Annotated in this window: 25 protein-coding genes; 10 read left to right on the top strand and 15 right to left on the bottom strand. The window is 71.8% G+C overall.

The genetic code is table 11. The annotated features are described in order from the left end of the window. Positions 1-61 precede the first annotated feature (61 nt). Positions 62-943, top strand: coding sequence for a metallophosphoesterase (locus HW577_RS04360; RefSeq protein WP_198374845.1), 882 nt, complete (start codon positions 62-64; stop codon positions 941-943). On the opposite strand, the gene HW577_RS04355 is transcribed toward HW577_RS04360, so the two are convergent. The 6 genes from HW577_RS04355 to HW577_RS04330 all read right to left on the bottom strand — a co-directional run bounded on the left by HW577_RS04355 (position 940) and on the right by HW577_RS04330 (position 5965). Next, entirely contained in the window at positions 940-1704 is a 765-nt protein-coding gene (locus HW577_RS04355; RefSeq protein WP_198374844.1) for an alpha/beta fold hydrolase, read from the bottom strand. The genes HW577_RS04360 and HW577_RS04355 overlap by 4 nt on opposite strands. Continuing rightward, entirely contained in the window at positions 1701-2558 is an 858-nt protein-coding gene (locus HW577_RS04350; protein WP_198374843.1) for a DMT family transporter, read from the bottom strand. Before HW577_RS04350 ends, HW577_RS04355 begins: the two co-directional genes overlap by 4 nt. 95 nt (positions 2559-2653) lie before the next feature. After that, positions 2654-3994 (bottom strand): NAD(P)H-dependent oxidoreductase, encoded by a 1341-nt coding sequence (locus HW577_RS04345; RefSeq protein ID WP_198374842.1) that lies wholly within the window; start codon positions 3992-3994, stop codon positions 2654-2656. Positions 3995-4004: 10 nt separating this feature from the next. After that, the gene (locus HW577_RS04340; RefSeq protein WP_198374841.1) at positions 4005-4190 is read right to left on the bottom strand and encodes a hypothetical protein; all 186 of its coding nucleotides are present in this window, start codon (positions 4188-4190) and stop codon (positions 4005-4007) included. A 4-nt stretch (positions 4191-4194) separates the two neighbouring features. Further along, complete coding sequence (locus tag HW577_RS04335; protein ID WP_198374840.1) at positions 4195-4935, bottom strand: SDR family NAD(P)-dependent oxidoreductase; 741 nt, start codon at positions 4933-4935, stop codon at positions 4195-4197. A 22-nt stretch (positions 4936-4957) separates the two neighbouring features. After that, positions 4958-5965: an NAD(P)H-quinone oxidoreductase gene (locus HW577_RS04330; protein WP_198374839.1), complete on the bottom strand. Its 1008-nt coding sequence runs from the start codon at positions 5963-5965 to the stop codon at positions 4958-4960. A 123-nt stretch (positions 5966-6088) separates the two neighbouring features. Between HW577_RS04330 and HW577_RS04325 the strand changes: the two genes are divergently transcribed. The 4 genes from HW577_RS04325 (at position 6089) to HW577_RS04310 (ending at position 11094) form a co-directional block, all read left to right on the top strand. Next, positions 6089-7318 carry an ABC transporter substrate-binding protein gene (locus HW577_RS04325; protein WP_198374838.1) on the top strand — a complete coding sequence of 410 codons (1230 nt, stop codon included), beginning with the start codon at positions 6089-6091 and terminating at the stop codon, positions 7316-7318. An 89-nt stretch (positions 7319-7407) separates the two neighbouring features. Next, positions 7408-8157: an SDR family NAD(P)-dependent oxidoreductase gene (locus tag HW577_RS04320; RefSeq protein ID WP_198374837.1), complete on the top strand. Its 750-nt coding sequence runs from the start codon at positions 7408-7410 to the stop codon at positions 8155-8157. A 1-nt stretch (position 8158) separates the two neighbouring features. Beyond that, complete coding sequence (locus HW577_RS04315) at positions 8159-10291, top strand: alpha-ketoacid dehydrogenase subunit alpha/beta (protein WP_198374836.1); 2133 nt, start codon at positions 8159-8161, stop codon at positions 10289-10291. Beyond that, positions 10291-11094: a shikimate dehydrogenase family protein gene (locus HW577_RS04310; RefSeq protein ID WP_198374835.1), complete on the top strand. Its 804-nt coding sequence runs from the start codon at positions 10291-10293 to the stop codon at positions 11092-11094. Before HW577_RS04315 ends, HW577_RS04310 begins: the two co-directional genes overlap by 1 nt. A gap of 6 nt (positions 11095-11100) precedes the next feature. On the opposite strand, the gene HW577_RS04305 is transcribed toward HW577_RS04310, so the two are convergent. The 6 genes from HW577_RS04305 to HW577_RS04280 form a co-directional block, all read right to left on the bottom strand. Next, positions 11101-12075, bottom strand: coding sequence for a tripartite tricarboxylate transporter substrate binding protein (locus tag HW577_RS04305; RefSeq protein WP_198374834.1), 975 nt, complete (start codon positions 12073-12075; stop codon positions 11101-11103). A 72-nt stretch (positions 12076-12147) separates the two neighbouring features. Then, complete coding sequence (locus HW577_RS04300) at positions 12148-13215, bottom strand: ABC transporter ATP-binding protein (RefSeq protein ID WP_198374833.1); 1068 nt, start codon at positions 13213-13215, stop codon at positions 12148-12150. A 4-nt stretch (positions 13216-13219) separates the two neighbouring features. Beyond that, positions 13220-14107: a sn-glycerol-3-phosphate ABC transporter permease UgpE gene (ugpE, locus tag HW577_RS04295; protein WP_198374832.1), complete on the bottom strand. Its 888-nt coding sequence runs from the start codon at positions 14105-14107 to the stop codon at positions 13220-13222. Further along, entirely contained in the window at positions 14107-14988 is an 882-nt protein-coding gene (gene ugpA / locus HW577_RS04290) for a sn-glycerol-3-phosphate ABC transporter permease UgpA (protein ID WP_198374831.1), read from the bottom strand. Before ugpA ends, ugpE begins: the two co-directional genes overlap by 1 nt. A gap of 55 nt (positions 14989-15043) precedes the next feature. Beyond that, positions 15044-16384, bottom strand: a complete 1341-nt coding sequence (gene ugpB, locus HW577_RS04285; RefSeq protein WP_198374830.1) for a sn-glycerol-3-phosphate ABC transporter substrate-binding protein UgpB — start codon at positions 16382-16384, stop codon at positions 15044-15046. Positions 16385-16458: 74 nt separating this feature from the next. Continuing rightward, positions 16459-17640, bottom strand: coding sequence for a diaminopropionate ammonia-lyase (locus tag HW577_RS04280; protein ID WP_198374829.1), 1182 nt, complete (start codon positions 17638-17640; stop codon positions 16459-16461). Positions 17641-17706: 66 nt separating this feature from the next. Here HW577_RS04280 and denD point away from each other — a divergent pair, with 66 nt between their 5' ends. Beyond that, entirely contained in the window at positions 17707-18690 is a 984-nt protein-coding gene (denD, locus tag HW577_RS04275) for a D-erythronate dehydrogenase (protein WP_198374828.1), read from the top strand. A gap of 2 nt (positions 18691-18692) precedes the next feature. Next, positions 18693-19082, top strand: coding sequence for a RidA family protein (locus HW577_RS04270; protein ID WP_198374827.1), 390 nt, complete (start codon positions 18693-18695; stop codon positions 19080-19082). Here HW577_RS04270 and HW577_RS04265 read toward each other — a convergent pair. Further along, positions 19079-19531 (bottom strand): acyl-CoA thioesterase, encoded by a 453-nt coding sequence (locus HW577_RS04265; RefSeq protein ID WP_198374826.1) that lies wholly within the window; start codon positions 19529-19531, stop codon positions 19079-19081. The two genes, HW577_RS04270 and HW577_RS04265, sit on opposite strands and share 4 nt — an antisense overlap. Positions 19532-19650: 119 nt before the next feature. Between HW577_RS04265 and HW577_RS04260 the strand changes: the two genes are divergently transcribed. Both HW577_RS04260 and HW577_RS04255 read left to right on the top strand, forming a co-directional pair. Then, positions 19651-20619: a tripartite tricarboxylate transporter substrate binding protein gene (locus HW577_RS04260; RefSeq protein WP_198374825.1), complete on the top strand. Its 969-nt coding sequence runs from the start codon at positions 19651-19653 to the stop codon at positions 20617-20619. A 66-nt stretch (positions 20620-20685) separates the two neighbouring features. After that, the gene (locus HW577_RS04255) at positions 20686-21654 is read left to right on the top strand and encodes a Bug family tripartite tricarboxylate transporter substrate binding protein (RefSeq protein ID WP_198374824.1); all 969 of its coding nucleotides are present in this window, start codon (positions 20686-20688) and stop codon (positions 21652-21654) included. 144 nt (positions 21655-21798) lie between these two features. Here the strand turns inward: HW577_RS04255 and HW577_RS04250 are convergent, their stop codons facing one another. Both HW577_RS04250 and HW577_RS04245 read right to left on the bottom strand, forming a co-directional pair. Next, entirely contained in the window at positions 21799-22182 is a 384-nt protein-coding gene (locus HW577_RS04250; RefSeq protein ID WP_198374823.1) for a DsrE family protein, read from the bottom strand. Between the two features lie 27 nt (positions 22183-22209). Then, positions 22210-22482, bottom strand: a complete 273-nt coding sequence (locus HW577_RS04245; RefSeq protein ID WP_198374822.1) for a nickel-binding protein — start codon at positions 22480-22482, stop codon at positions 22210-22212. A 155-nt stretch (positions 22483-22637) separates the two neighbouring features. Between HW577_RS04245 and HW577_RS04240 the strand changes: the two genes are divergently transcribed. Then, entirely contained in the window at positions 22638-23516 is an 879-nt protein-coding gene (locus HW577_RS04240) for a LysR family transcriptional regulator (RefSeq protein ID WP_198374821.1), read from the top strand. Positions 23517-23591: the final 75 nt, after the last annotated feature.

Here is a 23591-nt window from a genome sequence, read left to right as displayed (position 1 = left end):
GGGCGGGGCGCGCGCGCAAGGCCGCCGCGGTGCCGCCATCTTCGCCCATCATGCAGCCCCCATGGCGATGATGATCGGACGGCGGGGGGTGCTCGCCGGCCTCGGCGGCGTGGCGGCGGCGGGCGTGATCGGCGCGGGCTACGGGTTCGGCGTGGAGCCCTTCCTGCGGCTGGCCGTGCAGCGGCATCGCGTGACGCCGGCGGGGTGGCCCGCGGGGCTGACGCTGCGCGTCGTCCTGCTCGCGGACCTGCATGCCGGCGCGCCGCTGATGGACGAGGCGCGGATCGAGCGCATCGTCGCCGAGGCGAATGCGCTGGCGCCCGACCTGACTCTGCTGCTGGGCGACTACGGGCCGTCCATCCGTCTCGTCTCCCGCGTGCTGGCGCATGCGGATGTGGCGCGGCGGCTGTCCGCGCTGCGCGCGCGGCACGGCGTCTTCGCCATCAACGGCAACCATGACTGGTGGGAGGACCGGGAAGCGATGCGCATCGGGCGCGGCGCCGTGCCCTCCATCGCCCGCGCGCTGGACAGCGCGGGCATTCCCGTGCTGCGCAACGCCGTACTGCGCGCGGGGCCGGTGCTGGTGGGCGGGCTCGACTCCTCCTGGGCCTTCGGGCTGCGCCGTGGCGCGGACGACGTCCCGCGCCTGATGGATCAGGTGTCGGGCGACGCGCCGCTGCTGGTGATGGCGCATGAGCCCGACATGTTCGACGCCGTGCCCGCGCGCGTCGCGGCGACCTTTTCCGGCCACACCCATGGCGGCCAGGTGCGGCTGATGGGCTGGTCGCCGGTGGTGCCGTCCCGGCATGGCAACCGCTACGCCTGGGGGCATGTGCGGGAGGGCGCGCGGGACCTGGTGGTCTCGGGCGGCCTCGGCGTCTCGACCCTTCCAGTCCGCTTCGGCGTGCCGCCGGAGATCACGCTGGTGGAGATGTCGGCCTAACCCTCCAGGAACGGCTCCAGCGCGGCGAGGAAGCCGCCCGGGTTTTCGGCATGCAGCCAATGCCCGGCATCGGGCACGGTCGCGAAGGCCACGCGCGGGAACAGGGCGCGAAAGGCCGCGTGGTGCTCCTCCCGGATATAGGGCGACCGCCCGCCGGCCATGACCAGCGTCGGCCCGCCATAGGCAGCACCAGGGGGCGGCGAAAAATCCTCGATGGCCGGCATGGCCTCGCCGATCTCGGCGAGGCCCAGCCGCCAGGACGGCGGGTCGGTCTCGAAGCGCAGGCTCTGCAGCAGGAAGGCGCGGATGCCGGCCTCGGGGATGGTGGCGGCGAGCGCCGCGTCGGCCTCCTTCCGCGCGAGCCCCGGCGTGAGCGGCAGCGCCCGCATCGCCGCGACATAGGCGCGCAGCGTCGGGCGGTAGCGCACAGGCGCGATGTCGGCCACGACCAGCCGCTCGACACGGTCGGGCCGCGTCAGCGCCAGCGTCATCGCCACCTTGCCGCCCATCGAGTGCCCCAGCACCGCGGCGCGGGGGATGCCGGCCGCATCCAGCGTCTCCGCCACATCGGCCGCCATGGCGGCGTAGGACATGTCCTCGGCATGGGGCGATGCGCCGTGATTGCGCAGGTCGGGCGTCAGCACGCGGAAACGTGGGGCGAGCGCCTTGCGGATCGCGCCCCAGTTCTGCCCCGCGCCGAACAGCCCATGCAGCAGGACCAGTGGCGGGCCCTCCCCCGCTTCCGTGCAGGCGAGGATCATGTCCGCGCCGCCAGCACGACGGAGGCGACGATCAGCCCGCCGCCGGCCACGATGTCCCAGCCCACCGGTTCCCCCAGCCAGAGCGTGCTGACCAGCACGCCGAAGGCGGGCACCAGCAGGAAGGCGACGGAGGCGACCGCACCCGGCAGCCGCCGCCCGACCTCGATCACGCACCAGGTGCCGATCGGCGCGACGACCAGCCCGATATAGAGCATGTACGGCCAGGCCGGCCCGAAGATGCCGCCCCGCGGTTCCAGCACCAGGGCGAAGGGCAGGATCACCACCGTCGCCAGCGCGAAGCACCAGGGCAGCAATTCGAACACCGGCGTGGGCGGCGGCCATTTGCGCGTGGAGATGATGGCGAGCGTCCACAACAGCGCCGCCAGCACCAGCATCCCGTGCCCGAGCCGCGCATCGAGGTTCATCCAGTCCACCGCCCAGGGCCCCGACAGCACCGCGACGCCGGCGAGCCCGAGCCCCGCCGCGACCCAGCGATGCGGCGGCACCTTTTCCCCCAGCACCAGCACCGAGAGGGGAATGAGCCAATAGGTGACGACGGCGGAGATGATGGCGGTGCGCCCGGCCTCGACGATCGCGACCGCGGCATGGGCCAGGATGAAGAAGCCGCCGAGCTGGAAGACGCCGAGCCCGATGACGGAGGGAATGTCGCCCCGCTTCGGCAGGCGCAGCCGGCCGAGGATGGCGAGCAGCAGCGCCGAGACGGCGGCGGCGAGCACGACACGCCCGACGGCGAACCACATCGGCGTCGCATCCGCGAGCGCCGCCTTGGTCACCGGCCAGGCGCCGCCGAACAGGACGACGGCCACGAGCAGGATATGGAAGGCCGAACGCATGGCCGCCGCGCGACGCCCCCGTCCCAAAAGTTGGAGCCGCGGAGCATGCCGGACTCGCCTGGATTTTGATCCGGCTTCGCGGTTTTAGGAAGGGCTTAAGGCGCGAAGATCCTGCACATCTCGGCACGCAGGCGCACGGGTTCGGCCTCCGGGTCGGGCGGCGCGTCCGCCGCCGTCACGATCGCGCCCTCGGCCACGTCGCGCGTCAGCCGGATGCCGTGCGCGAGCCCGATCGGCAAGGCATCCAGCGCGCGGGAACGTGCCGCGGGGATGCACTTGCCCCAGACGCAGGCGCCGCCCTCCCCGTCCAGCACCTCGCCCGCCTTCAGCGCGCGCTTGGCGACGGCCACGACATCGCCGCGCCATTCCGTGCCGCAGCCGGTCGGTTCCCCGCGCAGCGCGGCGGAGGCGACGGAGACGCCGAGTTCGAGCCCGATGAAGTGATAGGGCCGCCACAGCGCGGCGTAGCGCCCTGACGGGTCGGTCGCGACGCCGTATTCGGTGAAGCAGCGGCGGGCGTACTCCGTCTCGCCCTCGAACACCGCATAGACGCCCCAGCGGAGATTGTCGGGGATCTCCGCCCCGTCGCGGCGGACGGAGGAGACGACCTCCACCATCCCCTTGCGCGGCAGGATGCCGCCCTCGTCGTGCGGGCGGAGAATGGTCGGCAATTCGGACGTACCGGCGGGCGGGAAGGCCAGCCCGTCCTCCGGCGGCGCGAGCCCCGTGGCGTTCGCGATCGCCGCCATCTCGATCCCCGACTTGGTGCCGTCGAGGAAGGAGTTGAACATCTGCGGGTTCATCCCGCCCGCCTTCGCCTGCGCCTCCGTCAGGCCGTAGAAGCCCCAGACGGTGGCCGGCGTGCTGGCGTGGAAATGCGGCAGGTACTTCGTCCCCTTGCCGGCGGCGATGACGGAAAAGCCTTCGGCGCGCAGCGTGTCGACCATCTCGCAGACCAGCGCGGGCTGGTCGCCATAGGCCATGGAATAGACGACGCCGGCCGCTTCGGCTTCCCGCGCCAGCAGCGGGCCGGCCAGCACGTCAGCCTCCACGTTCACCATCACCACATGCTTGCGGTGTGCGATGGCGGCGCGGGCGTGGCACAGCCCGGCGCCGGGATCGCCGGTGCATTCCACCACCACCTCGATGCGCGGATCGGCGATCAGCGCCATCGCATCCTCGGTCAGGTGCGTGCCACCCGTCGCTATCGCGGCGTCGAGGCCCGGCGCGTCGTAGGAGCCGTCCGGCCAGTGGATGCGGGCGAGCGCGGCGCGGGCGCGGGGGACGGACAGATCCGCGATGCCCGCGACATGCAGCCCCGCGGTGCGCCGCGCCTGGTGCAGGAACATCGATCCGAACTTCCCCGCGCCGATCTGCGCGACGCGGACGGGGCGGCCTTCCGCAGCGCGGGTGAGGAGTTTCCGGTGCAGGTTCATCGCGCGCGGCTCAGGACGGATTGTGCCAGCGGCGCGGGCCGTGGCCGGGCAGGTGCCCCGCGCGCAGCTTCACCAGAGCGGCGCAGGCCAGGGCAATCACCGCGCCGCCGGCCGCGAAGGCGCGCCCGCCCCCGCGCGGCAGGCGCGCGACCAGGATGACGAGCAGCAGGGCGACGAGGATGAGGGCGACGAACATGGCCTCAATCCATGTAGATCCCGCCATTGATGTGGATCGTCTCCCCCGTGACGAAGGCGGCGGCGTCGGAGGCGAGGAAGGCGATCACGCTCGCCACTTCCTCCGGCGTGCCGAAGCGCTTCATCGGCGTCGCCGCGATCAGCGCCGCGCCGTTCTTCGCCATGATCGATTCCGTCATCGGCGTCGCGATGATGCCGGGCGAGACGCAATTGGCGCGCACGCCGCGCGGGGAGAGTTCATGCACCAGGGACCGCGTGAAGCCGAGCACGGCCGACTTGCAGGCCGCGTAATGCGCGTGGCGCACCGAGCCGCGATGCCCAGCCATCGAGGCGATGTTCACGATCGACCCGCCATGGCGCAGCAGCGGCATGGCGGCGCGGCAGGCGAAGAACACGCCGTCGAGGTTGATGCCGAGCGTCCGGCGCCAATCCTCGTCCGACATGGCGGTGACCTCCTGCTCGACATACAGGCCCGCGCCGGTGACGAGGATGTCGATGCCGCCGAACTCGCGGCCCGCCATGGCGAGCGCCTCCTCCATTTCTTCCGGCTTCGTCACGTCGACGCGGGCGGTGAGGATGCGCTGCTCGCCCGTCGGCAGGGACTTGGCGAAGCCGTCGAGCGCGGCCGGGTCGAGGTCGGTCAGCACGAGATGCGCGCCGAGGCGGCGGAACAGCGTCGCCGTGGCGCGCGGGATGCCGCCATTGGCCCCGGTCAGGAACGCCACCTTGCCGGTCAGGTCGATCATCGCCGCGCCCTTTCCTCGAAGATCAGTCGGCCACCTTCAGCATGATCTTGCCGACATGCGCGCTGCTTTCCATCAGCCGATGCGCCTCGGCGGCCTCGGTCAGCGGGAAGGTGCGGAAGATCTCCGGCCCGCAGCGCCCGGCGGCGAGCAGCGGCCAGACCTTCTCCTCGAGCGCCGCGGCCAGCGCGCCCTTCTGCGCCGTGGTGCGCGGCCGCATGGTGGAGCCCGTGACCGTCAGGCGCTTGAGCATGACGGGGCGCAGGTCGACCGCATCCGCCTGGTGCCCGCCGAGGAAGGCGATGATGACGAGCCTGCCGTCCCAGCCGAGGCACCGCAGGTTGCGCTGGAAATAGGCCGCGCCGACCATGTCGAGCACGACATCGACGCCCTTGCTGCCGGTCAGGCGCTTCACCTCCTCGGCGAAGTCCTGTGCGCGGTAGTCGATCGCCGCATCCGCGCCGAAGCCGAGGCAGGCCGCGACCTTCGCGGCGGTTCCGGCGGTGGCGTAGACCGTCGCGCCGAAGGCCTTCGCGAGCTTGATGGCGGTGACGCCGATGCCCGAGGTGCCGCCATGGACCAGCACCGTCTCCCCGGGCTGGAGCCGACCATGGCCGAACAGGTTGGCCCAGACGGTGAAGTAGGTTTCCGGCAGCGCCGCGGCGCGGACCGCGTCGAAGCCTGCGGGCCAGGGCAGCGTCTGCGCCTCGGGGGCCGCGCAGTACCCGGCGTAGGCGCCGCCATTGGTCAGCGCGCAGACGCGGTCGCCGATCTTGTAGCGCGTGACCGAAGCGCCGGTCGCCACGACCTCCCCCGCGCATTCCAGGCCGATGATCGGCGATGCGCCGGGCGGCGGCGGGTAGGCGCCGCTGCGCTGCTGCACGTCCGGCCGGTTCACGCCCGTGACCATGACGCGGATCAGCACCTCGTCCGGCTGCGGGACGGGCAGCGGGCCGCGCGCGGGCACCAGCACCTCGGCCCCGCCACCGGCGCCATGGGCGATGTAGGTCATCTCCTGCGGCAGCGCGGCCATGTCTCGTCCTCCCGGAATGCAGGGCAGCAATCGCGCCGGCTCCTCCGCCCGTCAAGGCGGGCTGGACAGGCCGCGGAATGGCGATGAACATCCGCGGAACTTTCGAATGCCCGGAGGAAGGTCATGTCCGCCATCCGTCGCCGCCCGCTGCTGGCGGGCCTGTGCGCGACGGTCGCCACACCGCGCATCGCTGCGGCGCAGGGCAGCGAGATCCGGTTCGGCGCGCTCTATCCCTTCTCCGGCGCGCAGGCGCTGTTCGGCGACGAGAGCTTCCGCGGGCTCGAGATCGCGGCGGAGGAACGCAACGCCGCGGGCGGCGTGCTGGGCCGGCAGGTCCGCCTGATCCGCGGCGATGCGGTCGACCAGGCGCAGACGATCGCCGAGGTGCGGCGGCTGATGGGCGCGGAGCGCACGGCGGCGGTGTTCGGCACCTATGCCAGCCCGCTCTCCTTCGCCGCGACGCAGGTGAGCGAGCTGCAGGGCATCCCGTATTTCGAGATGGGCGCGATCAGCGATCCGATCACGGAACGGGGCTTCCGCTACGTCTTCCGCAGCTGCCCGCGCGCCTCCGACTTCGCCGCCGCGACGCTGGTCGCGGTGCAGGACGTGCTGGCGCCGCTGCACAACGCCGATCCGCGGAGCCTGCGCATCGCGATCCTCCACGAGGACGGGCTCTACGGCCAGACGGTGAGCGGCTTCCAGGAACAGCAGATCCGCGCCCGCGGCCTGAACCAGGTGGAGAAGCTCGCCTATGCGGCGCGGAGCGTGGACCTGTCCTCCGCGGTGCAGCGGCTGCGCGCCGTGAACACGGATGTCGTGCTGCACACCGGCACGCAGAACGACATCGTGCTGTTCTTCCGCGGCCTGCAGGAAGCGGGCTGGCGGCCGCGCATGGTGATCGGCGCGGGCGCGGGCTATTCGCTGACCGACACGGCCCGGACCGTGGGCGCGGCCTTCGAGGGCGTGATGAACGTGGACTTCACCCAGTTCGCGGTGAACGAGCAGTTCGCGCCCGGCGTGTCCCAGTTCGTCGAGCTCTACAAGCGGCGCTACGGATCGGATCCGCGCTCGGGCCATTCGCTCGCCAACTTTGTCGGCGCGCGCATCTTCCTCGATGCCGTGCAGCGCGCGAACGGCACGGACAAGGACCGCATCCGCGCCGCCGTGCTCGCGACCGATGTCGCGGAAGGCACGACGCCGACCGGCTGGGGCGCGCGCTTCGACGAGAAGGGCCAGAACATGCGCGCGCGCCCCTTCCTGCTGCAATGGCAGGGCGGACGGCAGGTGACGGTCTTCCCGGAGCAGGCCGCCGTGGCGCAGCCGCGCGGCCAGATGGGCGGCTCGGGCGGCTGATGCGCCGCACCGGGGCATGCCCGCGACGCCCATCGCTCGCGGCATGATGGCGATGCCGGCGCGCGACCCGGCCTTGCAGGAGGACCCGCATGTCGGCCGCGACCATCACCGCTGAACCACCGCCGGGCACGCGCCTGCTCGTCACCGGCGGCGCGCAGGGCATCGGCCGCGCGGTCGCCGATGCCTTCCACGCGCGCGGCGGGCGCATCTGCGTGCTGGACCGCGCACCGGTTCCCGATGCGCCCTCCGGATGGCTCTGCGTGCAGGGCGACGTCGCGGAGGCCGAGCGCGCCTTCGCGGCGATGGACGAGGCCTGGGGCGGCGTCGATGTCGCGCTCGCCAATGCCGGCTTCGCGGTGAACACGCCCACGCTCGAATTGACCGAGGCCGCCTGGCGCGGCGCGATCGACGTGAACCTGACCGGCGCCTTCATGACCGCCCAGGCGGCCGGGCGACGGATGGTGCGGGATGGCGCGGGGCTGATCCTCTTCACTTCCTCGCTCTATGGCACCATCGGCGGGGCGGAGCGCGCGGCCTATTGCGCCACCAAGGCGGCGGTCGCGAACCTCGCCCGCGCGCTCGCCTGCGAATGGGGGCCGCGGGGCGTGCGCGTGAACGCGCTGGCGCCGGGATACACCGAGACCGCGCTGGTGGCGGACCTCGTCGCGGCCGGCCGGCTCGATCCGGCCCGGCTCGCCGCGCGCGCGCCGCTGCGCCGGCTGGTGCGGCCGGAGGAAGTCGCCGCCCTGGCCTGCTTCCTCGCCTCCCCCGCCGCATCGGCCATCACCGGAGCCGTGCTGCCGGTCGATGCCGGCTGGACCGCCAACGGAGCGCCGTGACATGCCACTGACAACGCCGCTGGTTCCCGCCGCGCCCTGTGTGCGCCTGGCCACCACCGAGGATGACTGGGCCGCGCTGTCGCCGGCCGACCTGCGCGCCATGTGGTGGTCGATGCAGGCGATCCGGTCTTTCGAGGAAGCGGTGCTGCGCCTCGCCTCGGAAGCGCTGGTGCACGGGCCGGCGCATTCCTCGATCGGCCAGGAAGGCGGGGCGACGGGGGCGATCTTCGCCCTGAAGCCCGGCGACCAGATCAATGGCAGCCATCGCGGGCACCACCAGTTCCTCGCCAAGGCGCTGCGCCATGTCGGCGCGGCGGATGCCGTGACACCCGATGCGCGCGGCGTGCTGCGCGGGGCGCTCGCGGAGATCATGGGCCTCGCGCCGGGCTATTCCGGCGGGCGTGGCGGGTCGATGCATCTGCGCTGGGCGGAGGCGGGCGCGCTCGGCACCAATGCCATCGTCGGCGGCGGCGTGCCGCTCGCGGCCGGTGCCGCGGCGGCGATGAAGTTCGCGGGGACGGACAATGTCGCCGTCACCTTCCTCGGCGATGGCGCGACGAATATCGGCGCGGCGCCGGAGACGATGAACCTCGCCGCCGCGTGGAACCTGCCCGTCGTCTTTTTCATCGAGAACAACCTCTACGCGGTCTCGACCACCGTCGCGGAGAGCACGCGGGAGACGCGGCTCGCCGCGCGCGGCATGGGCTTTGCGATCCCGTCCTGGCAGGTGGACGGGATGGATCCGCTCGCCGTGAAGCTGGCGATGGAGCAGGCGGTCGCGCTCTGCCGCGCGGGCCAGGGCCCGGCGATCGTCGAGGCCGAGTGCTACCGCTTCTTCCACCAGAATGGCCCCCTGCCCGGTTCCGCCTTCGGCTACCGCACGAAGGAGGAGGAAGCGGCCTGGCGCGCGCGCGACCCGATCGCGCTGCTGGAGACGCGCATCCCGCGCGAGGATGCCGCCGCGATGCGCGCGGAGATCGAGGCCGCCATGGCCGCGATCGTGGAGGAATTCACCGAGCCCGCCGGCAATGCGCGCCGCATCCGCCCCGCGCTCTGGCCCGATCCGGCGACGAAGGACCAGCACATCCGGAGCGACCTGTCGGAACTCGCCGGCGCGCGCACCGAATTCCGCGGCCGCATCGTGCGACGGAAATTCATCGAGGTGGTGGCCGACGTCATGCATCGCCGCATGGCGACGGACGGGCGCATCGTCGTGATGGGGGAGGACATCCACCGCCTGCGCGGCGGCACCAACGGCGCGACGCGCGGGCTGGCCGAGGCCTTCCCGGGGCGCATCCTCGGCACGCCGATCAGCGAGGGCGCCTTCATGGGGGTGGCCGGCGGCATGGCGATGGATGGCCGCTTCCGCCCGGTGGTGGAGTTCATGTACCCGGATTTCCTCTGGGTCGCGGCGGACCAGGTGTTCAACCAGGCGGCCAAGGCGCGGCACATGTTCGCGGGCACGGCGAAGGCGCCGCTGGTGCTGCGCACCAAGGTCGCGATCGGCACGGGCTATGGCAGCCAGCATTCCATGGACCCGGCGGGGATCTTCGCCACCGCGCCGGGCTGGCGGATCGTGGCACCCGCCACGCCCTACGACTATGTGGGGCTGATGAACGCGGCGCTGGCCTGCGACGATCCGGTGCTCGTGCTCGAACACGTCGCGCTGTACCAGAGCGAGGGCGATGCGCCGGAAGACGACCTCGACTACGTCATCCCCATCGGCAGCGCGCGCATCGCGCGGCGCGGGTCGGCGGTGACGGTCGCGACCTATCTGAACATGGTCGGGCAGTCCGTCGCGGCGGCGGAGGCGGCCGGCGTCGATGCCGAGGTGATCGACTTGCGCACGCTAGATCGCGCCTCGCTCGACTGGGCCACGGTGGAGGCGAGCGTGCGGCGCACCGGCGCGCTGATCGTGGTGGAGGAAGGCGCGCAGGGCCCCTCCTGGGGCGGCTGGTTCGCCGATGCGGCGCAGCGGCGGCTGTTCGACTGGCTGGATGCGCCCGTCGCGCGCGTGACGGGCGGGGAGGCGAGCCCGACCATCTCGAAGGCGCTGGAACGCGCCGCGCGCGCGACGCAGGTGGATGTGGAAGCCGCGCTGGTCGCCATGGAGCGCGACCGGGGCCGGCGCTGATGCAATCCCGCGCCAGCATCTCCGGCCATACCGCCATCACGGTCATCCTGGCGCATCCGGTCGCGCATGTGCGCACGCCGCAGGCGATGAACGCGCAGTACGACGCGCTCGGCGCCGATGCGGTGCTGGTGCCGCTGCATGTGCTGCCGGAGGATCTCGCCACGGTCGTCGAGGGGCTGCGCCGGATGCGGAACCTGCACGGCATCGTCGTGACGGTGCCGCACAAGGAAGCCATTGCGCGGCTCTGCGACGCGCTGACGGAGGAGGCGCGCCAGGTCGGCGCGGTCAACGTGATCCGCCGCGACGCGGATGGGCGGCTGACGGGCGGGCAGTTCGATGGCGAAGGCTTCGTCGCTGGGCTGCGCGGCGCGGGGCATGAGGTCGCGGGGCGCGCCGTGTTCATGGCGGGCGCGGGGGGTGCGGCGGCGGGGCTCGCCTTCGCCTTCGCGCGCCATGGCGCGGCGCGGCTGACCATCCACAACCGCACGGCGGCGAAGGCGGAGGACCTCGCCGCGCGGGTGCGCGCCGCCTACCCGGCCTGCGACGCGCGCGCGGGCGGCCCCGATCCCACGGGCCACAACGTGGTGGTGAACGCGACCTCGCTCGGGATGCACGAGGGCGATGCGCTGCCGCTCGATGTCGCGCGCCTCGCGCCGCCCATGCTGGCGGCGGAGGTGATCATGGCGCCGGAGGTGACGCCCTTCCTGGCCGAAGCGGCCCGGCGCGGCTGCGCGACCCATGGCGGCAAGCCGATGCTCGCCGCCCAGATCGCGCTGCTCGCCCGCTTCATGGGCGTTGTGTAACGGCCCTTACGAAGGGCGGATGCCCGCGGCGCGGATCACCGGCGTCCACTTGGCCATCTCGCTGGCCAGGAAGCGCGCCGCGCTCTCGGGCGTGCTGTTGGTGGTGACGTTCATCGTCATCTGGCCAAGCCTTTCCTGCACCGCCGGCACGGCGAGCGCACGGTTGAAGGCGGCGTTGATGGCGTTGACCGTCGGCATCGGCGTGCCGGCCGGCGCCATCACCATGTGCCACGTGTAGCACTCGAAGTCGGCGACGCCGCCCTCGATGAAGGTGGGCACGTCCGGCGCATAGGGCATGCGCGTGCGGGTGCTGATCGCGAGCGGGCGCAGTTCCCCGCGCTGCATGTAGGGCAGCGCAGCCGCGGCGACGTCGAAGATCATCGGAACGCGGCCGGCCAGCACCTCCGGCACCGCGGCGGAGGAGCCGCGGAAGGAGATGTGGTTGACCTTCAGCCCGCCCGCCATGTGCAGGAACAGCTCCGTGCCGAGATGCACGGCGCCGCCATTGCCGGAGGAGGCATAGTCGTACTTGCCCGGGTTGTTGCGCAGCAGCGTGATCAGTTCCGGCAGGGTGCGCGCCGGGAAGTCGCGGTTCACCAGCAGGATCTGCGGGATCTGGCCGATGAAGGCGCAGGGCGTGAAGTCCGCCACCGGGTCGAAGGGCAGGCGGTCGAAGAGCCCCGGCAGGTAGGCGTGGCCGACCGTGGTGTAGAGGATCGTCTGGCCGTCCTTCGGCGCCTTGGCCACCACATCGGTGCCGATGACGACGCCCGAGCCGGTGCGGTTTTCTACTACCATGCGGTGCGGCAGGAACTTCGACATCTCGTCCGCCAGCAGGCGCGCGGGAATGTCGGTCGGGCCACCGGCGGCGAAGGGCACGACGATGCGGCCGGGGGAGGTCGGCCAGGCGGCCTGGGCGCGGGCGGCGGCGGGCGCGAGCGCGGCGGCGGCACCCATGCCGAGGATATGGCGGCGGTTCATCTTCTCTCTCCCGTACGGAAGGCGTTTCCCGCCGCCTATCTGACCCCGCGCCGGACGGCGGTCAATGCCGCCTCAGGCAGGATCGATCCGCTTGCCCGTCCCGGCATCGAAGACATGCAGCGCGCCCGCATCGGGCGTCAGCGACAGGCGCTCGGCCGCCGCCGCGCCGGGTACGCGGGCGGTCAGCGCCGTGCCGTCGGGCAGGCGCCCGTGCAGCACGGTCTCCGAGCCGAGCGGCTCGGCCAGTTCCACCACCATCGCGACGCCCTCGGCGCCATCGACCGTCAGGTGCTCCGGCCGGATGCCGATGGTCACCTTCGTCCCGTCCGCGCCGGGGCGCGCGCCATCGGCCAGCGGCCACAGCGCGCCGCCGGCAAGCCGCACCGCGGCCCCGCCCTGCTCCAGCGTGCCGGGCAGAAGGTTCATCGCCGGGCTGCCGATGAAGGTGGCGACATAGGTGTCGGCGGGGCGCGACCAGACCTCCATGGGCGTGCCAACCTGCGCGGCGCGGCCTTCATGCATGACGACAAGCCGGTCGCCGAGCGTCATCGCCTCCACCTGGTCATGGGTGACGAACAGGGAGGTGACGGACAGCCGCTTCTGCAGCCGGCGGATTTCGGCGCGCATCTGCACGCGCAGCTTCGCATCGAGGTTCGACAGCGGCTCGTCGAACAGGAACAGCTTCGGGTGGCGCACGATGGCGCGGCCCATGGCGACGCGCTGGCGCTGGCCGCCCGACAATTGCCGCGGCTTGCGGTCGAGCAACTGGGCGATGGAGAGCATCTCCGCCGCCTCCTTCACCCGCGCCGCGATCTCCGCCTTCGGCACGCCGCGGATCTTCAGCCCATAGGCCATGTTGTCGAAGACCGTCATGTGCGGATAGAGCGCATAGGTCTGGAAGACCATGGCGATGTCGCGGTCCGCGGGTTCGAGCGGCGTCACGTCCTGCCCCTCGATCAGCACCTTTCCGTCGGTCGCCGTCTCCAGCCCCGCGACGATGCGCAGCAGGGTGGACTTGCCGCAGCCGGAGGCGCCGACGATCACCACCATCTCACCGTCCCGCACGGCGAGGTCGATACCGTGCAGCACCTTGGTCGCGCCGAAGGATTTGCGCACGCCCTGGATGTCGAGGCTCGCCACCGCGCTACTTCTCCGTCTCGGTCAGGCCCTTGATGAACCAGCGCTGCATCAGCACCACCACGAGCACGGGGGGGAGCAGCGCCATCATCGCGGTCGCCATGATGGTGTTCCACTCGTTCTGGGAATCGCCGGTGCCGATCATCTTCGTCAGGCCGACGACGATGGTCTCGAGCGTCCGGTCGTTCACCATCAGCAGCGGCCAGAGGTACTGGTTCCAGCCATAGATGAACAAGATGACGAAAAGTGCGGCGATGTTGGTGACCGACAGCGGCAGCGCCACGTCGCGGAAGAAGCGCAGCGGGCCGGCGCCGTCCATCTTCGCCGCTTCCACATACTCGTCCGGGATGGTCAGGAAGAACTGGCGGAACAGAAGCGTGGCGGTGGCACTCGCCATCAGCGGGATGGTCAGGCCCGCCATGGAATTGGTGAGGTTCATGTTCACCATCACCTCGAAGGTCGGGATGATGCGGACCTCGACCGGCAGCATCAGGGTGATGAAGATCAGCCAGAAGGCGATCATCCGCCCCGGGAAGGCGAAGAACACGACGGCATAGGCCGACAGCAGCGAGATCGCGATCTTCCCCACCGCGATCAGCACCGCCATCAGCGCGCTGTTGAACAGCATGGCCGAGGCCGGCACGGTGAAGGTGTTGCGCGTGCCCGCCCCGCCTGTCGTCCAGGCTGATGCGTAGTTCTCCGCGCCATGCGGGCCGAACCACAGCGGCACGTCCCCGCGGCCGAGGCTGCCGACATCGTGGGTCGATCCCACCAGCGTCATCCAGATCGGGAAGGCGAAGACCAGCACGCCGAGCACGAGCGCGGCATAGGCCAGCACCCGCCCGCGCGTCTGGCGCCGGCGGGATGCGGCGGCCAGCGTCGCGGCGTCCGCCATCAGTAGTGCACCTTGCGCTCGATGAAGCGGAACTGGATCGCCGTCATGGCCATGACGAGCACCATCAGGATCACCGACTGCGCGGCGCTGGATCCGAAATTCAGGTTCTGCACCCCGTCGACATAGACCTTGTAGATCAGCGTGGTGGTGGACAACCCCGGTCCGCCCTGCGTCAGCGCGTGGATCGTGCCGAAGGTGTCGAAGAAGGCGTAGACCAGGTTCACCACCAGCAGGAAGAAGGTGGTGGGCGAGATCAGCGGGAAGATGATGGTCCAGAAGCGGCGGAAGGGGCGCGCGCCGTCGATCGCCGCCGCTTCCAGCACATTCTTGGGGATGGATTGCAGGCCCGCGAGGAAGAATATGAAGTTGTAGGAGACCTGCTTCCAGGCGGCGGCGATGATCACCAGCGTCATCGCCTGCCCGCCATTGATCTTGTAGTCCCACATGATGCCGGCGTTGTTCAGCATCCGCCCGAAGATGCCGATCTGCGGATGAAACAGGAACAGCCACAGCACGGCGGCGACCGCGGGGGCGACGGCGTAGGGCCAGATCAGCAGCGTCTTGAAGGCGGTTGCCGCGCGGATCGCCTTGTCCGCCTGCACGGCGAGGAAGAGTGCGACCGCCATGGCCAGCACGGCGACGGATACGGAGAACACCGCCGTGTTCCACACCACCGTGAGATAGTTCGGGTCGGTCAGGACATCGACGAAATTCTCGAAGCCGACGAATTCGCGCGACAGGCCGAAGGCGTCCTCCCGGAGGAAGGAGGACCACACCGCCTGCCCCGCCGGCCAGAAGAAGAAGATGCCGGTGATGAGCAGTTGCGGCAGCAACAGCGCCACGGGCAGCGCGACGCCGCGGAAGATCACCTTCTTTTGCATGATGCCCCGCTGCCCGCGAAGGACGGGGAAGGGCCGCGCCCTTCCCCGCCTGGCCTTACTGCCGGTTCTGCCGCTCGAAGTTGCGCAGCACGACGTTGCCGCGCGTGACCGCGTTGTTCAGCGCGGCCTCGGCGTTCTGCTGGCCCTGGAAGGCGCGCTCCATCTCCTCCTGGATGATGGTGCGGATCTCGACGAAGCCGCCCAGGCGGATGCCCATCGAGTTCTCCGTCATCTGCCCGCCGCCGCGCAGCAGCTGGGTGATGGGGATGTCGGCGCCGGGGTTCTGGCGATAGAAGCCTTCGCCTTCCAGCGCGCGGAAGACCGACTGCCGCACCGGCAGGAAGCCGGTCTCGACATGCCACTTGCGCACCACCTCGGGCCGCGCGAGCCAAGCGAAGAACTCGGCGACGCCGCGGTTCTCGGCGGCGGAGCGCGTCGCGTTCGGGCCGCGGTTCATCGCCCAGAAGGACGCGCCGCCGATGATGCCGTTGATCGGCGCGCCCTGCACGCCTTCGTAGTAGGGCAGCATGGCCACGCCCCACTGGAACTGCGCTTCGCGCTGCACGCGCGCGCGCAGGCCGGAGGAGCCGAAGATGATCGCGCAGGTGCCGTTGGGGAACAGCGCGTCGCCCTGCCCGTCGCGGCCGCCGTAGCGGAACAGGCCCTCGCGCTGCCAGTCCACCAGGTTCTGCAGGTGGCGGATCATCAGCGGGTTGTTGATGCGCAGTTCCGCGTTCAGCCCGCCGAAGCCGTTGCCCTGGGTGGCGAGCGGGATGTTGTGGATGGCGCTGAACTGCTCGATCTGCGTCCAGGTCGGCCAGGCCATGGTCATCGGGCATTCGATGCCCGCGGCCTTGAGCCGCCGCGCCGCCTGTTCCAGCCCCTGCCAGGTCTGCGGGAACTCGTCCGGGTTCAGCCCGGCGCGGGTGAAGGCGTCGCGGTTGTAGAAGGCGACCGCCGTCGAGGAGTTGAACGGCATCGACATCATCCGCCCGTCGCGCAGGCTGTAGTAGCCGCGCACCGCGGGCAGGTAGTCGTCGAAGGGAATCTGCACGCCGGTCTCGGCCAGCAATTCGTGCAGCGGCTTCACCGCGCGGCCGGCGGCCATCATGGTGCCGGTGCCGACCTCGAACATCTGGACGATGTGCGGCGCCTGGCCGGCGCGGAAGGCGGCGATCGCGGCCACCATCGTCTCGGGGTAGGAGCCGCGGAAGGAGGCGACGACGCGAACCTGGTTCTGGCTCGCGTTGAAGTCGGCGGCGATCTGCTCGAGCATCCCGCCCAGCGGCTGGGTCAGCCCGTGCCAGAACTGGATCTCGACGGGCTGCTGCTGGGCGGCCGCGGGGGCGGCGAGGCCGAGGGCGAGCGCCCCGGCGGCGAAGGTCCGGCGCAACATGGTGACGTGGTTCTCCCTTGTTTGGGTCGCGGCGCAGTAGCCGCCGACCCTTGCGGGGAGATTACAGAAATATGTCAGTCAGATGAAGCCACCGGCGCGTGGCCGACGAGCCTTTCGTAGACCTCCGGGTCCGTCGCCCCCTCGGTGCCGAAGATCAGCACGCGGCTGGTCTCGTCGAGGCCCAGCGCCGTCCGCGCGAAGGGCTCCCGCGCCGCCAGCAGCAGGGCGGCGAGGCCGGCGACCGCGCTTTCCCCGGCCACGATGGGCGGGGTGCGCGCGGCCAGCGCCTTCATGCAGGCGACCGCCGAATCGTCGGGGACCGACATGAAGGCGAAGGCGCCGCGCTCCAGCTCCTGCCAGGCGAGCAGCGAGGGCTCCCCGCAGGCGAGGCCGGCCATGAGCGTATCCAGGTCCCCCGGCACGGTGGTGGGCGCGCCGGCCTCGGCGCTGGCCAGCAGGCAGGCGGCCTTGTCGGGCTCGGCGACGATCACCCGCGCCGCCGCCCCGAATCGGGCGCGCATCTGCACCGAGACGGCGGCCGCGACGCCACCGACGCCGCCGGGGACGAAGACATGCGTGGGCGCCTGCCCGATCTGGTCGGCCGCTTCCTCCGCCATCAGCCGGTAGCCCTGCATCACGTCCCGCGGCACTTCCGTGTAGCCGGGATAGGAGGTGTCGGAGACGACGAACCAGCCATTCGCCTCGGCCTGCTTCTGCGCCTCCCGCACCGCGTCGTCGTAGGTGCCGGGCACGACGCGGATCTCGGCACCCCATTTGGCGATGGCGTCGCGCCGGCCCTGGCTGACCGTCTCATGCACGAAAATCACGCAGGCGGCGCCGAAGCGCTGCGCGCCCCAGGCGACGGAGCGGCCATGGTTGCCGTCGGTCGCGCAGCAGATGGTGATGGCGCGGGTCGCCTCCTTGTGCCGGCCGTCCATGAGTTCGGCCGCCGTCGCGGCATTGGCGATGCCGCGCTTGGCCAATTCCGCCTGCAGCAGCCGCATCACCGCATAGGCGCCGCCCAGCGCCTTGAACGACCCCAGGCCGAAGCGCCCGCCTTCGTCCTTGTAGCGCACGCTCGCCACGCGGGCCGCCGCGGCGGCGTCCGGCAGGTCGCGCACCGGCGTCGGCGCATAGCCGGGCCAGGAGGCGATCTCCTCCTTGGCGCGGCGGAAGCCGCCCTCAGGCAGCACGACGACGCCCGGCGTGCCCTGCCGGCGGTTGATCAGGAAGCGGAACGGGAAGGTCGGGATCATGGTGGGCCCATATTGCGCCCGCGCCCGCCCCGCGCCAAACCGGATGCGACATCTGAGGGGGTCGGCATGAAGGTCAGCATCCTGGGCGGCGGCGGGTTCCTCGGGCGGAAGCTGGCAGCACGCCTCGCCAAGGACGGGGCGCTGGGCGGGCGCGCCATCACGGGCCTGACGCTGTTCGACCTGAAGGCGCCCGCGCCGCTCGCGGCCCCCTTCCCCGTGGTCTGCATGGGCGGCGACGTCGCCTCGGTCGAGGCGGTCGCGGCCGCCATCCCGCCGGGGACGGAGGTGGTGTTCCACCTCGCCGCCGTCGTCAGCGCGGCGGCGGAGGCGGACTACGACCTCGGCGTGCGGGTCAACATCGCCGGCACCCAGGCGGTGGTCGCCGCCTGCCGGGCGCTGGGGACGAAGCCGCGGGTGATCTTCACCTCCTCCGTCGCATCCTTCGGCGGCGGGCAGGATGCGGTGGTGCCGGACGATGGGCGGCAGATGCCGACCAATTCCTACGGTGCGCAGAAGGCGATCGGCGAATTGCTGCTGCAGGACGCGACGCGCAAGGGCTTCCTCGACGCCGTCAGCATCCGCCTGCCCACGGTGATGGTCCGCCCCGGGCGGCCGAACAAGGCGGCGTCCTCCTTCGTCTCGGCCATCGTGCGCGAACCGCTGCTGGGGCTGTCCACCGACTGCCCGGTGCCGCCGGAATTCGCCGTCTGGATCTGTTCGCCGCGCAGCGCGATGGAATGGTTCCTTCATGCGGCGACGATCGACGCGGCCGCGCTCGGCGCCGACCGCGGCATCAACCCGCCGGGGCGGAGTGCCACCGTCGCCAAGATGCTGGAGGCGCTGGAAGCCGTGGCGGGCGCCGCGGCGCGGGACAAGGTCGGCTTCGTCTTCGACCGGGAGGTCTTCGACATCGTCGCCGGCTGGCCCGCCGCCTTCGGGGCGGAGCGCGCCCGGCGCCTCGGCTTCGTGGAACAGGAATCGCTGGAGGACCTGGTGCGCGCCTTCATCGAGGACGACCTCGAGGCGACGCGCGCCGAGCGGGGGCTCTGAGGATGCTGGAGATCGTCCGCCACCTGCTGCCGGAGGCGCCGGACCGCGTCGCCCCCTTCAGCCACGCCGTGCGCGCGGGCGACTTCCTATTCGTCACCGGCCAGATGCCGACGCTGCCCGGCGGCGGCAAGGTCCTGGTCGAGGGCGGGATCGAGCCGCAGACCCGGCAGGTGCTGGAGAACCTCCGCACCATCGTCGCGGGCTGCGGGGGCGACATCGCGCGGACGGTCTTCGCCCGCGTCTACCTGACGCAGTTTGACCGCGACTACGCCGCGATGAACGCGGTGTGGGAGGCCTTCTTCGCCGGCGGCCTGCCCGCGCGCACCTGCGTCGGCGTCACGGGGCTGGCCGTCGGCGCGCTGGTGGAAGTGGACCTGGTGGTCGCGCTCTAGACTTCGGCCACCGCGCCATCCCGCTCGGCCATCAGCCGGCGCATCGGGTCGGGGATCTCCGCCTTCCGCCCCGTGGCGTTGTCGATCACGACACACAGCGCGCGCGCCGAGCACAGCAGCCCGCCATCCGCGCGCCACATGCCGTACTGGTGGACGAAGGAGGTGCGGCGGAAGGACGCCGTGCGCACCGCGAGCAGCACCTGGTCCCGGAAATGGCCGGGCAGGTGGTACTTCACCTCGAGCGACCCCACGACCGGCCCCGGCGCGTCCGGGGAGAAGGTGCCGCCCGCGCCGAGCCACCATTCGATGCGCAGGTCCTCGAACAGCGTCAGATAGGCCGCGTGGTTGATGTGGGCGTAGATGTCGCATTCCGCCCAGCGAACCGTGTGTTCCTTCCACAGGCCCCATTGGCCCTCGACGCCGTAGCGGTCCCGCAGCGCGGCTTCCATGTGGCGGTCCTTCCTCCGTATCGCGGCGCAGCATGGCGCGGGGCGACGCATTCCGGAAGGCGCTTGATCGGCGTGGACGGGGAGGCGAGGCTGGCCGCAACGAACACCGAGGAAGCGCCATGATCGCACGCCGCCACCTGCCGCTGGCAGGGCTGGGCCTCGCCCTGCCCTTCGTGAAGCCCGCCCGCGCCGCCTGGCCGGCCGACCGGCCGATCGAGGTCATCGTCCCCTTCCCGCCCGGCGGCGGCGTCGATGCGGTCGGGCGCTTCGCCACCCACCAGATCACCTCCCGCCTGCCCGGCGTGCGCTTCGTCGTCGTCAACCGCGCCGGCGCCTCAGGGCAGCTTGGCATGGAGGCGATCTTCAACGCCGCGCCGGACGGCTACACGATCGGCGCCATCGGCAGCCTCAACGTCTCGACCCTGCCGCTGGAGCGGCCGGTGCGCTGGAAGGCGGAGGAATTCACCTACTTCGCCAACATCGTCGACGATGCCTGCGGGCTGTGGGTGCTGCCGAACTCGCCGATCCGATCGCTGGCCGATCTCGTCGCCGCGCTGAAGCGCCAGCCGGAAAGCGTTTCCGTCGGCAGCGCGGCGGGCGTGGGCTCCGACGACCACCTCGTGCTGCTCGGGCTCGAGGAGAAGGCCGATGTCCGCGCCCTGCACGCGCCCTTCAACGGCACGGCGCAGGTGCAGCGGGACATGCTCTCGGGCGCGGTCGACGTCGCATCCTTCAACATGAGCGAAGGCATCGTGCTGATGCGCGAAGGGCGCATCCGCTGCATCGGCCAGGCATCCCCCGCGCGCTGGTCGGCGGCCCCCGACGTGCCCACCTTCCGCGAGCAGGGCTTCGATGTCGTCATCGGATCGGCCCGCGGCATGGTCGGCCCGCCGGGCTTCCCGGCCGAGGCCGCGCGCGCGCTGGAAGCGGCCTTCGCCGAGGCCTTCGCCGACCCTGCCTTCACGCGGGACGCGGAGCGCGTCTCCCTGCCGCTGCGCCCGCTGGTCGGGCGCGCGTATCGGGAGATGGTGCTGGCCGAGGGCGAGGCGGTGCGCGCGATGTACGCCAGGCGCCCCTGGCGGCGGTAATCGCTTGCGGCGGCGTTCCGGCGCCGCCTAGCCTTCCGGCAACGAAGCATTCGGGAGGAAAGCACCATGACCACGCGTCGCGCCCTGCTGGCCGGGGCCGGCAGCCTTGCCCTGCCCGCCACGCTCCACGCCCAGCCCGCCTGGCCCGCCGACAAGCCGGTCGAGGTCATCGTCCCCTTCCCCGCCGGCGGCGGCGTGGACGTGATGACGCGGCTGGTGATGCCGCTGGTCGCCGCGCAGATCCCGGGCTTCCGCCCCGTCATCGTCAACCGCACCGGCGCGGCCGGGCAGATCGGGCTGGAGGCGACCTTCAACGCGGCCCCCGACGGCTACACCATCGGCGCGACCACCATCCCCGCGCACAACGCCATCCCGCTGGAACGCAGCGTCCGCTACCGCGCGATGGACTTCACCTTCCTGTGCAACATCGTCGAGGACGCGAACTGCTTCTACGTGCGCGCCGAAAGCCCGTTCCGCACCGTGGCCGACGTGGTCGCGGCGGCGCGCGCCCGGCCGGGGGAGATCACCTACGGCACCACGGGCATCGGCAGCGACGACCACCTGTTCATGCTGGCCTTCGAGGCTTCGGCGAACCTCGCCCCCATGGTGCAGGTGCCCTTCGCCGGCGCGGCGCCGCTGATCCCGCAACTGCTCGGCGGGAACATGGACCTCGCGGTGCTGAACGTGAACGACGCGCTGCAGCTGAAGCGCGAGGGGCGCGTGCGCATCCTGGCCCAGGGGGCGGAGCGCCGGCAGCAGGAGGCGGCCGACGTGCCCACCTTCCGCGAACAGGGCTTCGACATCGTGGGCGGCGCGTCGCGCGGCATCGTCGGGCCGCCCAACATGCCGCCCGCCATCGTCGCAAGGCTGGAGACCGCCTTCCGCAACGCGCTGAACGACGAAGGCTTCCGGCGCGACGCGGAACGCCAGTTCATGCCGCTGCGGGCGCTGGTGGGCGCGGAGTACAAGGCCTTCGCGCAGGGGGTGGACGACAGCCTGAAACGGCTCTGGCAGGTCAGGCCCTGGCGGGGCTGACGGGCGCGCGGCCCGCGACAGCACGATCCGACCACGCCGGATCAGTGCGATCGGATTTGGTGCCGTCGAATCAGTGGTTTCCAGAGCAAGACAGCCGAGCAGCCGTTACCGGCTGATCGGATACTGCTCGAATGAGCCTGGAGCCTAGTAGGTCATCACGACATCGGCCTCGGCGGCGAGGCGCACCAGCACGTCCGGCGGCGCGAATTCCGCCGGGCGCCCGTCGAGCACCTCCGGCCCCAGCCCGCGCGCCCGCGCGGACATCCCCGACAGCGCGAAGCGCCCGCCATGGGCCAGGATCTCGGCCAGGTGCGCGTCGAGCCGCCCGGTCCCCAGGCCCTCGACCGAGGCGAGCGCCTCGGCGGTCAGTAGCCGTACGCCCTCCCCGGCCAGGAACAGCGTCACCGCATGGCCCTGCTTCAGCGCCGTGGCCGCCACCAGGAAGGCGAGCGCCGCCCTGGTCGGGTCCTGCGGCCCGGTCGCGACATGCACCAGGAAGCGCCGGCGCGGCGCGTCAGCCTCGGACATCGGCGGCCTCCCTGCCCATCGCGCGCATCAGGCCGCCGGCGCCGGCAGGTCCATCGCCTCGGACACCGCGGAATAGGGAAGGCCCGCGGCGTCATTGACGCTGCGGACCGCCTCGGCGCTGCCGGCCTCGAACAGGCAGACGCAGCGGGCGTCGGCGGGCAGGAAGACGGATCGCAGGTAGCGCACCGGCACGCCGCGCGCGCTCGACGCCGCGGCGGCGCCGATCGCCGCCGCCTGCGCGCCGGCCAGCGCCTCCATGGTCACGCCGGGCAGTGACCGCTCGACCGCAAAGACCGTCATGGGACGAACCCCCTTCCGATGGACGGGGTGGAGCCTCGCCCGCGCCCACCGCGTCGCGACAGCAGGTTTCGTCTATGGGCCCATAGGCGCCGCCTGCGCGCCTTCCCGCGATGTTTCGTTGACGCCGGACGCGCGCGATCCGCAGGCTTCCCGGCATGGAGATGCACCAGGTCCGATACTTCATCGCAGCCGCGCGCACGCTGTCCTTCACGCGCGCCGCCGAGCAATCCAACGTCTCCCAGCCCGCGCTGACGGCCGCGCTGAAGAAGCTGGAGGCCGAGCTCGGCGGGCCGCTGTTCCATCGGGAACGCAACCGGCTGAGCCTGACGGAGCTCGGCCGCCGCATGGAACCCCTGCTCGCCGAGCTGCTGGATCGCGCCGATGCGGCGCGCAGCGCGGCGGAAAGCCTGCGGCTGCTCAAGCAGGCGCCGGTGCGCGTCGGCGTCATGCCGACGCTGGGGCCGGTGCGGCTGGCGCGCTTCCTGTCCGCCTTCGAGCAGGCGCATCCGGGGATCGAGGTCGCGATCCGCGAGGGCCGCCCGGCGGAACTCGGCGCCTGGCTCGATGCCGACACGCTCGATGCGGCCATCCTCAACCCGCTCGACCTGCCGCCCGACACCTGCCGGGTCGAGCCGCTCTACACCGAGCGCTACGTCGTGCTGCTGCCGCCCGAGCACCCGCTGCGCGACCACGACGCGCTGGCGCTGACCGACCTGACGCGCCAGCCCTATGTGGACCGCCTGGCCTGCGAGATGCGCGAGCGGGTGATGGCGGTGTGCGGCGCGAAGGGTGTCGAGCTCTATGCGCGCTTCCGCTCGGAGCGGGAGGACTGGGTGCAGGCGATGGTCGCGGCCAATCTCGGCTTCGCCTTCATGCCGGAACACTCCATCACCCATCCCGGCACGATCCAGCGCGCGCTGTCCGACCCGCATGTCGAACGCACCGTGGCGCTGGCGACCATGCCCGGCCGCCAGCAGGCGCCGGCGGTCGCCGCCTTCGTGCGGGCGGCGCGCGGGCATCGCTGGCTGGCCTGACCGGCGCGGCGGCGCGCCGGCGCCGGCCGCTACAGCCCCGCCTGCTCCAGCCGCAGGATCGCGCGCGCCATCGCC

The organism is Neoroseomonas rubea, from assembly GCF_016106015.1.
GTDB lineage: Bacteria > Pseudomonadota > Alphaproteobacteria > Acetobacterales > Acetobacteraceae > Neoroseomonas > Neoroseomonas rubea.
This window is presented reverse-complemented; position numbering and strand designations above follow the sequence as displayed.

Bases quoted from the DNA above. Each gene is read 5' to 3' on its own strand.
- HW577_RS04360 (WP_198374845.1), top strand. From the start codon at position 62: ATGGCGATGATGATCGGACGGCGGGGGGTGCTCGCCGGCCTCGGCGGC.
- HW577_RS04355 (WP_198374844.1), bottom strand. From the start codon at position 1,704: ATGATCCTCGCCTGCACGGAAGCGGGGGAGGGCCCGCCACTGGTCCTG.
- HW577_RS04350 (WP_198374843.1), bottom strand. From the start codon at position 2,558: ATGCGTTCGGCCTTCCATATCCTGCTCGTGGCCGTCGTCCTGTTCGGC.
- HW577_RS04345 (WP_198374842.1), bottom strand. From the start codon at position 3,994: ATGAACCTGCACCGGAAACTCCTCACCCGCGCTGCGGAAGGCCGCCCC.
- HW577_RS04340 (WP_198374841.1), bottom strand. From the start codon at position 4,190: ATGTTCGTCGCCCTCATCCTCGTCGCCCTGCTGCTCGTCATCCTGGTC.
- HW577_RS04335 (WP_198374840.1), bottom strand. From the start codon at position 4,935: ATGATCGACCTGACCGGCAAGGTGGCGTTCCTGACCGGGGCCAATGGC.
- HW577_RS04330 (WP_198374839.1), bottom strand. From the start codon at position 5,965: ATGGCCGCGCTGCCGCAGGAGATGACCTACATCGCCCATGGCGCCGGT.
- HW577_RS04325 (WP_198374838.1), top strand. From the start codon at position 6,089: ATGTCCGCCATCCGTCGCCGCCCGCTGCTGGCGGGCCTGTGCGCGACG.
- HW577_RS04320 (WP_198374837.1), top strand. From the start codon at position 7,408: ATGTCGGCCGCGACCATCACCGCTGAACCACCGCCGGGCACGCGCCTG.
- HW577_RS04315 (WP_198374836.1), top strand. From the start codon at position 8,159: ATGCCACTGACAACGCCGCTGGTTCCCGCCGCGCCCTGTGTGCGCCTG.
- HW577_RS04310 (WP_198374835.1), top strand. From the start codon at position 10,291: ATGCAATCCCGCGCCAGCATCTCCGGCCATACCGCCATCACGGTCATC.
- HW577_RS04305 (WP_198374834.1), bottom strand. From the start codon at position 12,075: ATGAACCGCCGCCATATCCTCGGCATGGGTGCCGCCGCCGCGCTCGCG.
- ugpE (WP_198374832.1), bottom strand. From the start codon at position 14,107: ATGGCGGACGCCGCGACGCTGGCCGCCGCATCCCGCCGGCGCCAGACG.
- ugpA (WP_198374831.1), bottom strand. From the start codon at position 14,988: ATGCAAAAGAAGGTGATCTTCCGCGGCGTCGCGCTGCCCGTGGCGCTG.
- ugpB (WP_198374830.1), bottom strand. From the start codon at position 16,384: ATGTTGCGCCGGACCTTCGCCGCCGGGGCGCTCGCCCTCGGCCTCGCC.
- HW577_RS04280 (WP_198374829.1), bottom strand. From the start codon at position 17,640: ATGATCCCGACCTTCCCGTTCCGCTTCCTGATCAACCGCCGGCAGGGC.
- denD (WP_198374828.1), top strand. From the start codon at position 17,707: ATGAAGGTCAGCATCCTGGGCGGCGGCGGGTTCCTCGGGCGGAAGCTG.
- HW577_RS04270 (WP_198374827.1), top strand. From the start codon at position 18,693: ATGCTGGAGATCGTCCGCCACCTGCTGCCGGAGGCGCCGGACCGCGTC.
- HW577_RS04265 (WP_198374826.1), bottom strand. From the start codon at position 19,531: ATGGAAGCCGCGCTGCGGGACCGCTACGGCGTCGAGGGCCAATGGGGC.
- HW577_RS04260 (WP_198374825.1), top strand. From the start codon at position 19,651: ATGATCGCACGCCGCCACCTGCCGCTGGCAGGGCTGGGCCTCGCCCTG.
- HW577_RS04255 (WP_198374824.1), top strand. From the start codon at position 20,686: ATGACCACGCGTCGCGCCCTGCTGGCCGGGGCCGGCAGCCTTGCCCTG.
- HW577_RS04250 (WP_198374823.1), bottom strand. From the start codon at position 22,182: ATGTCCGAGGCTGACGCGCCGCGCCGGCGCTTCCTGGTGCATGTCGCG.
- HW577_RS04245 (WP_198374822.1), bottom strand. From the start codon at position 22,482: ATGACGGTCTTTGCGGTCGAGCGGTCACTGCCCGGCGTGACCATGGAG.
- HW577_RS04240 (WP_198374821.1), top strand. From the start codon at position 22,638: ATGGAGATGCACCAGGTCCGATACTTCATCGCAGCCGCGCGCACGCTG.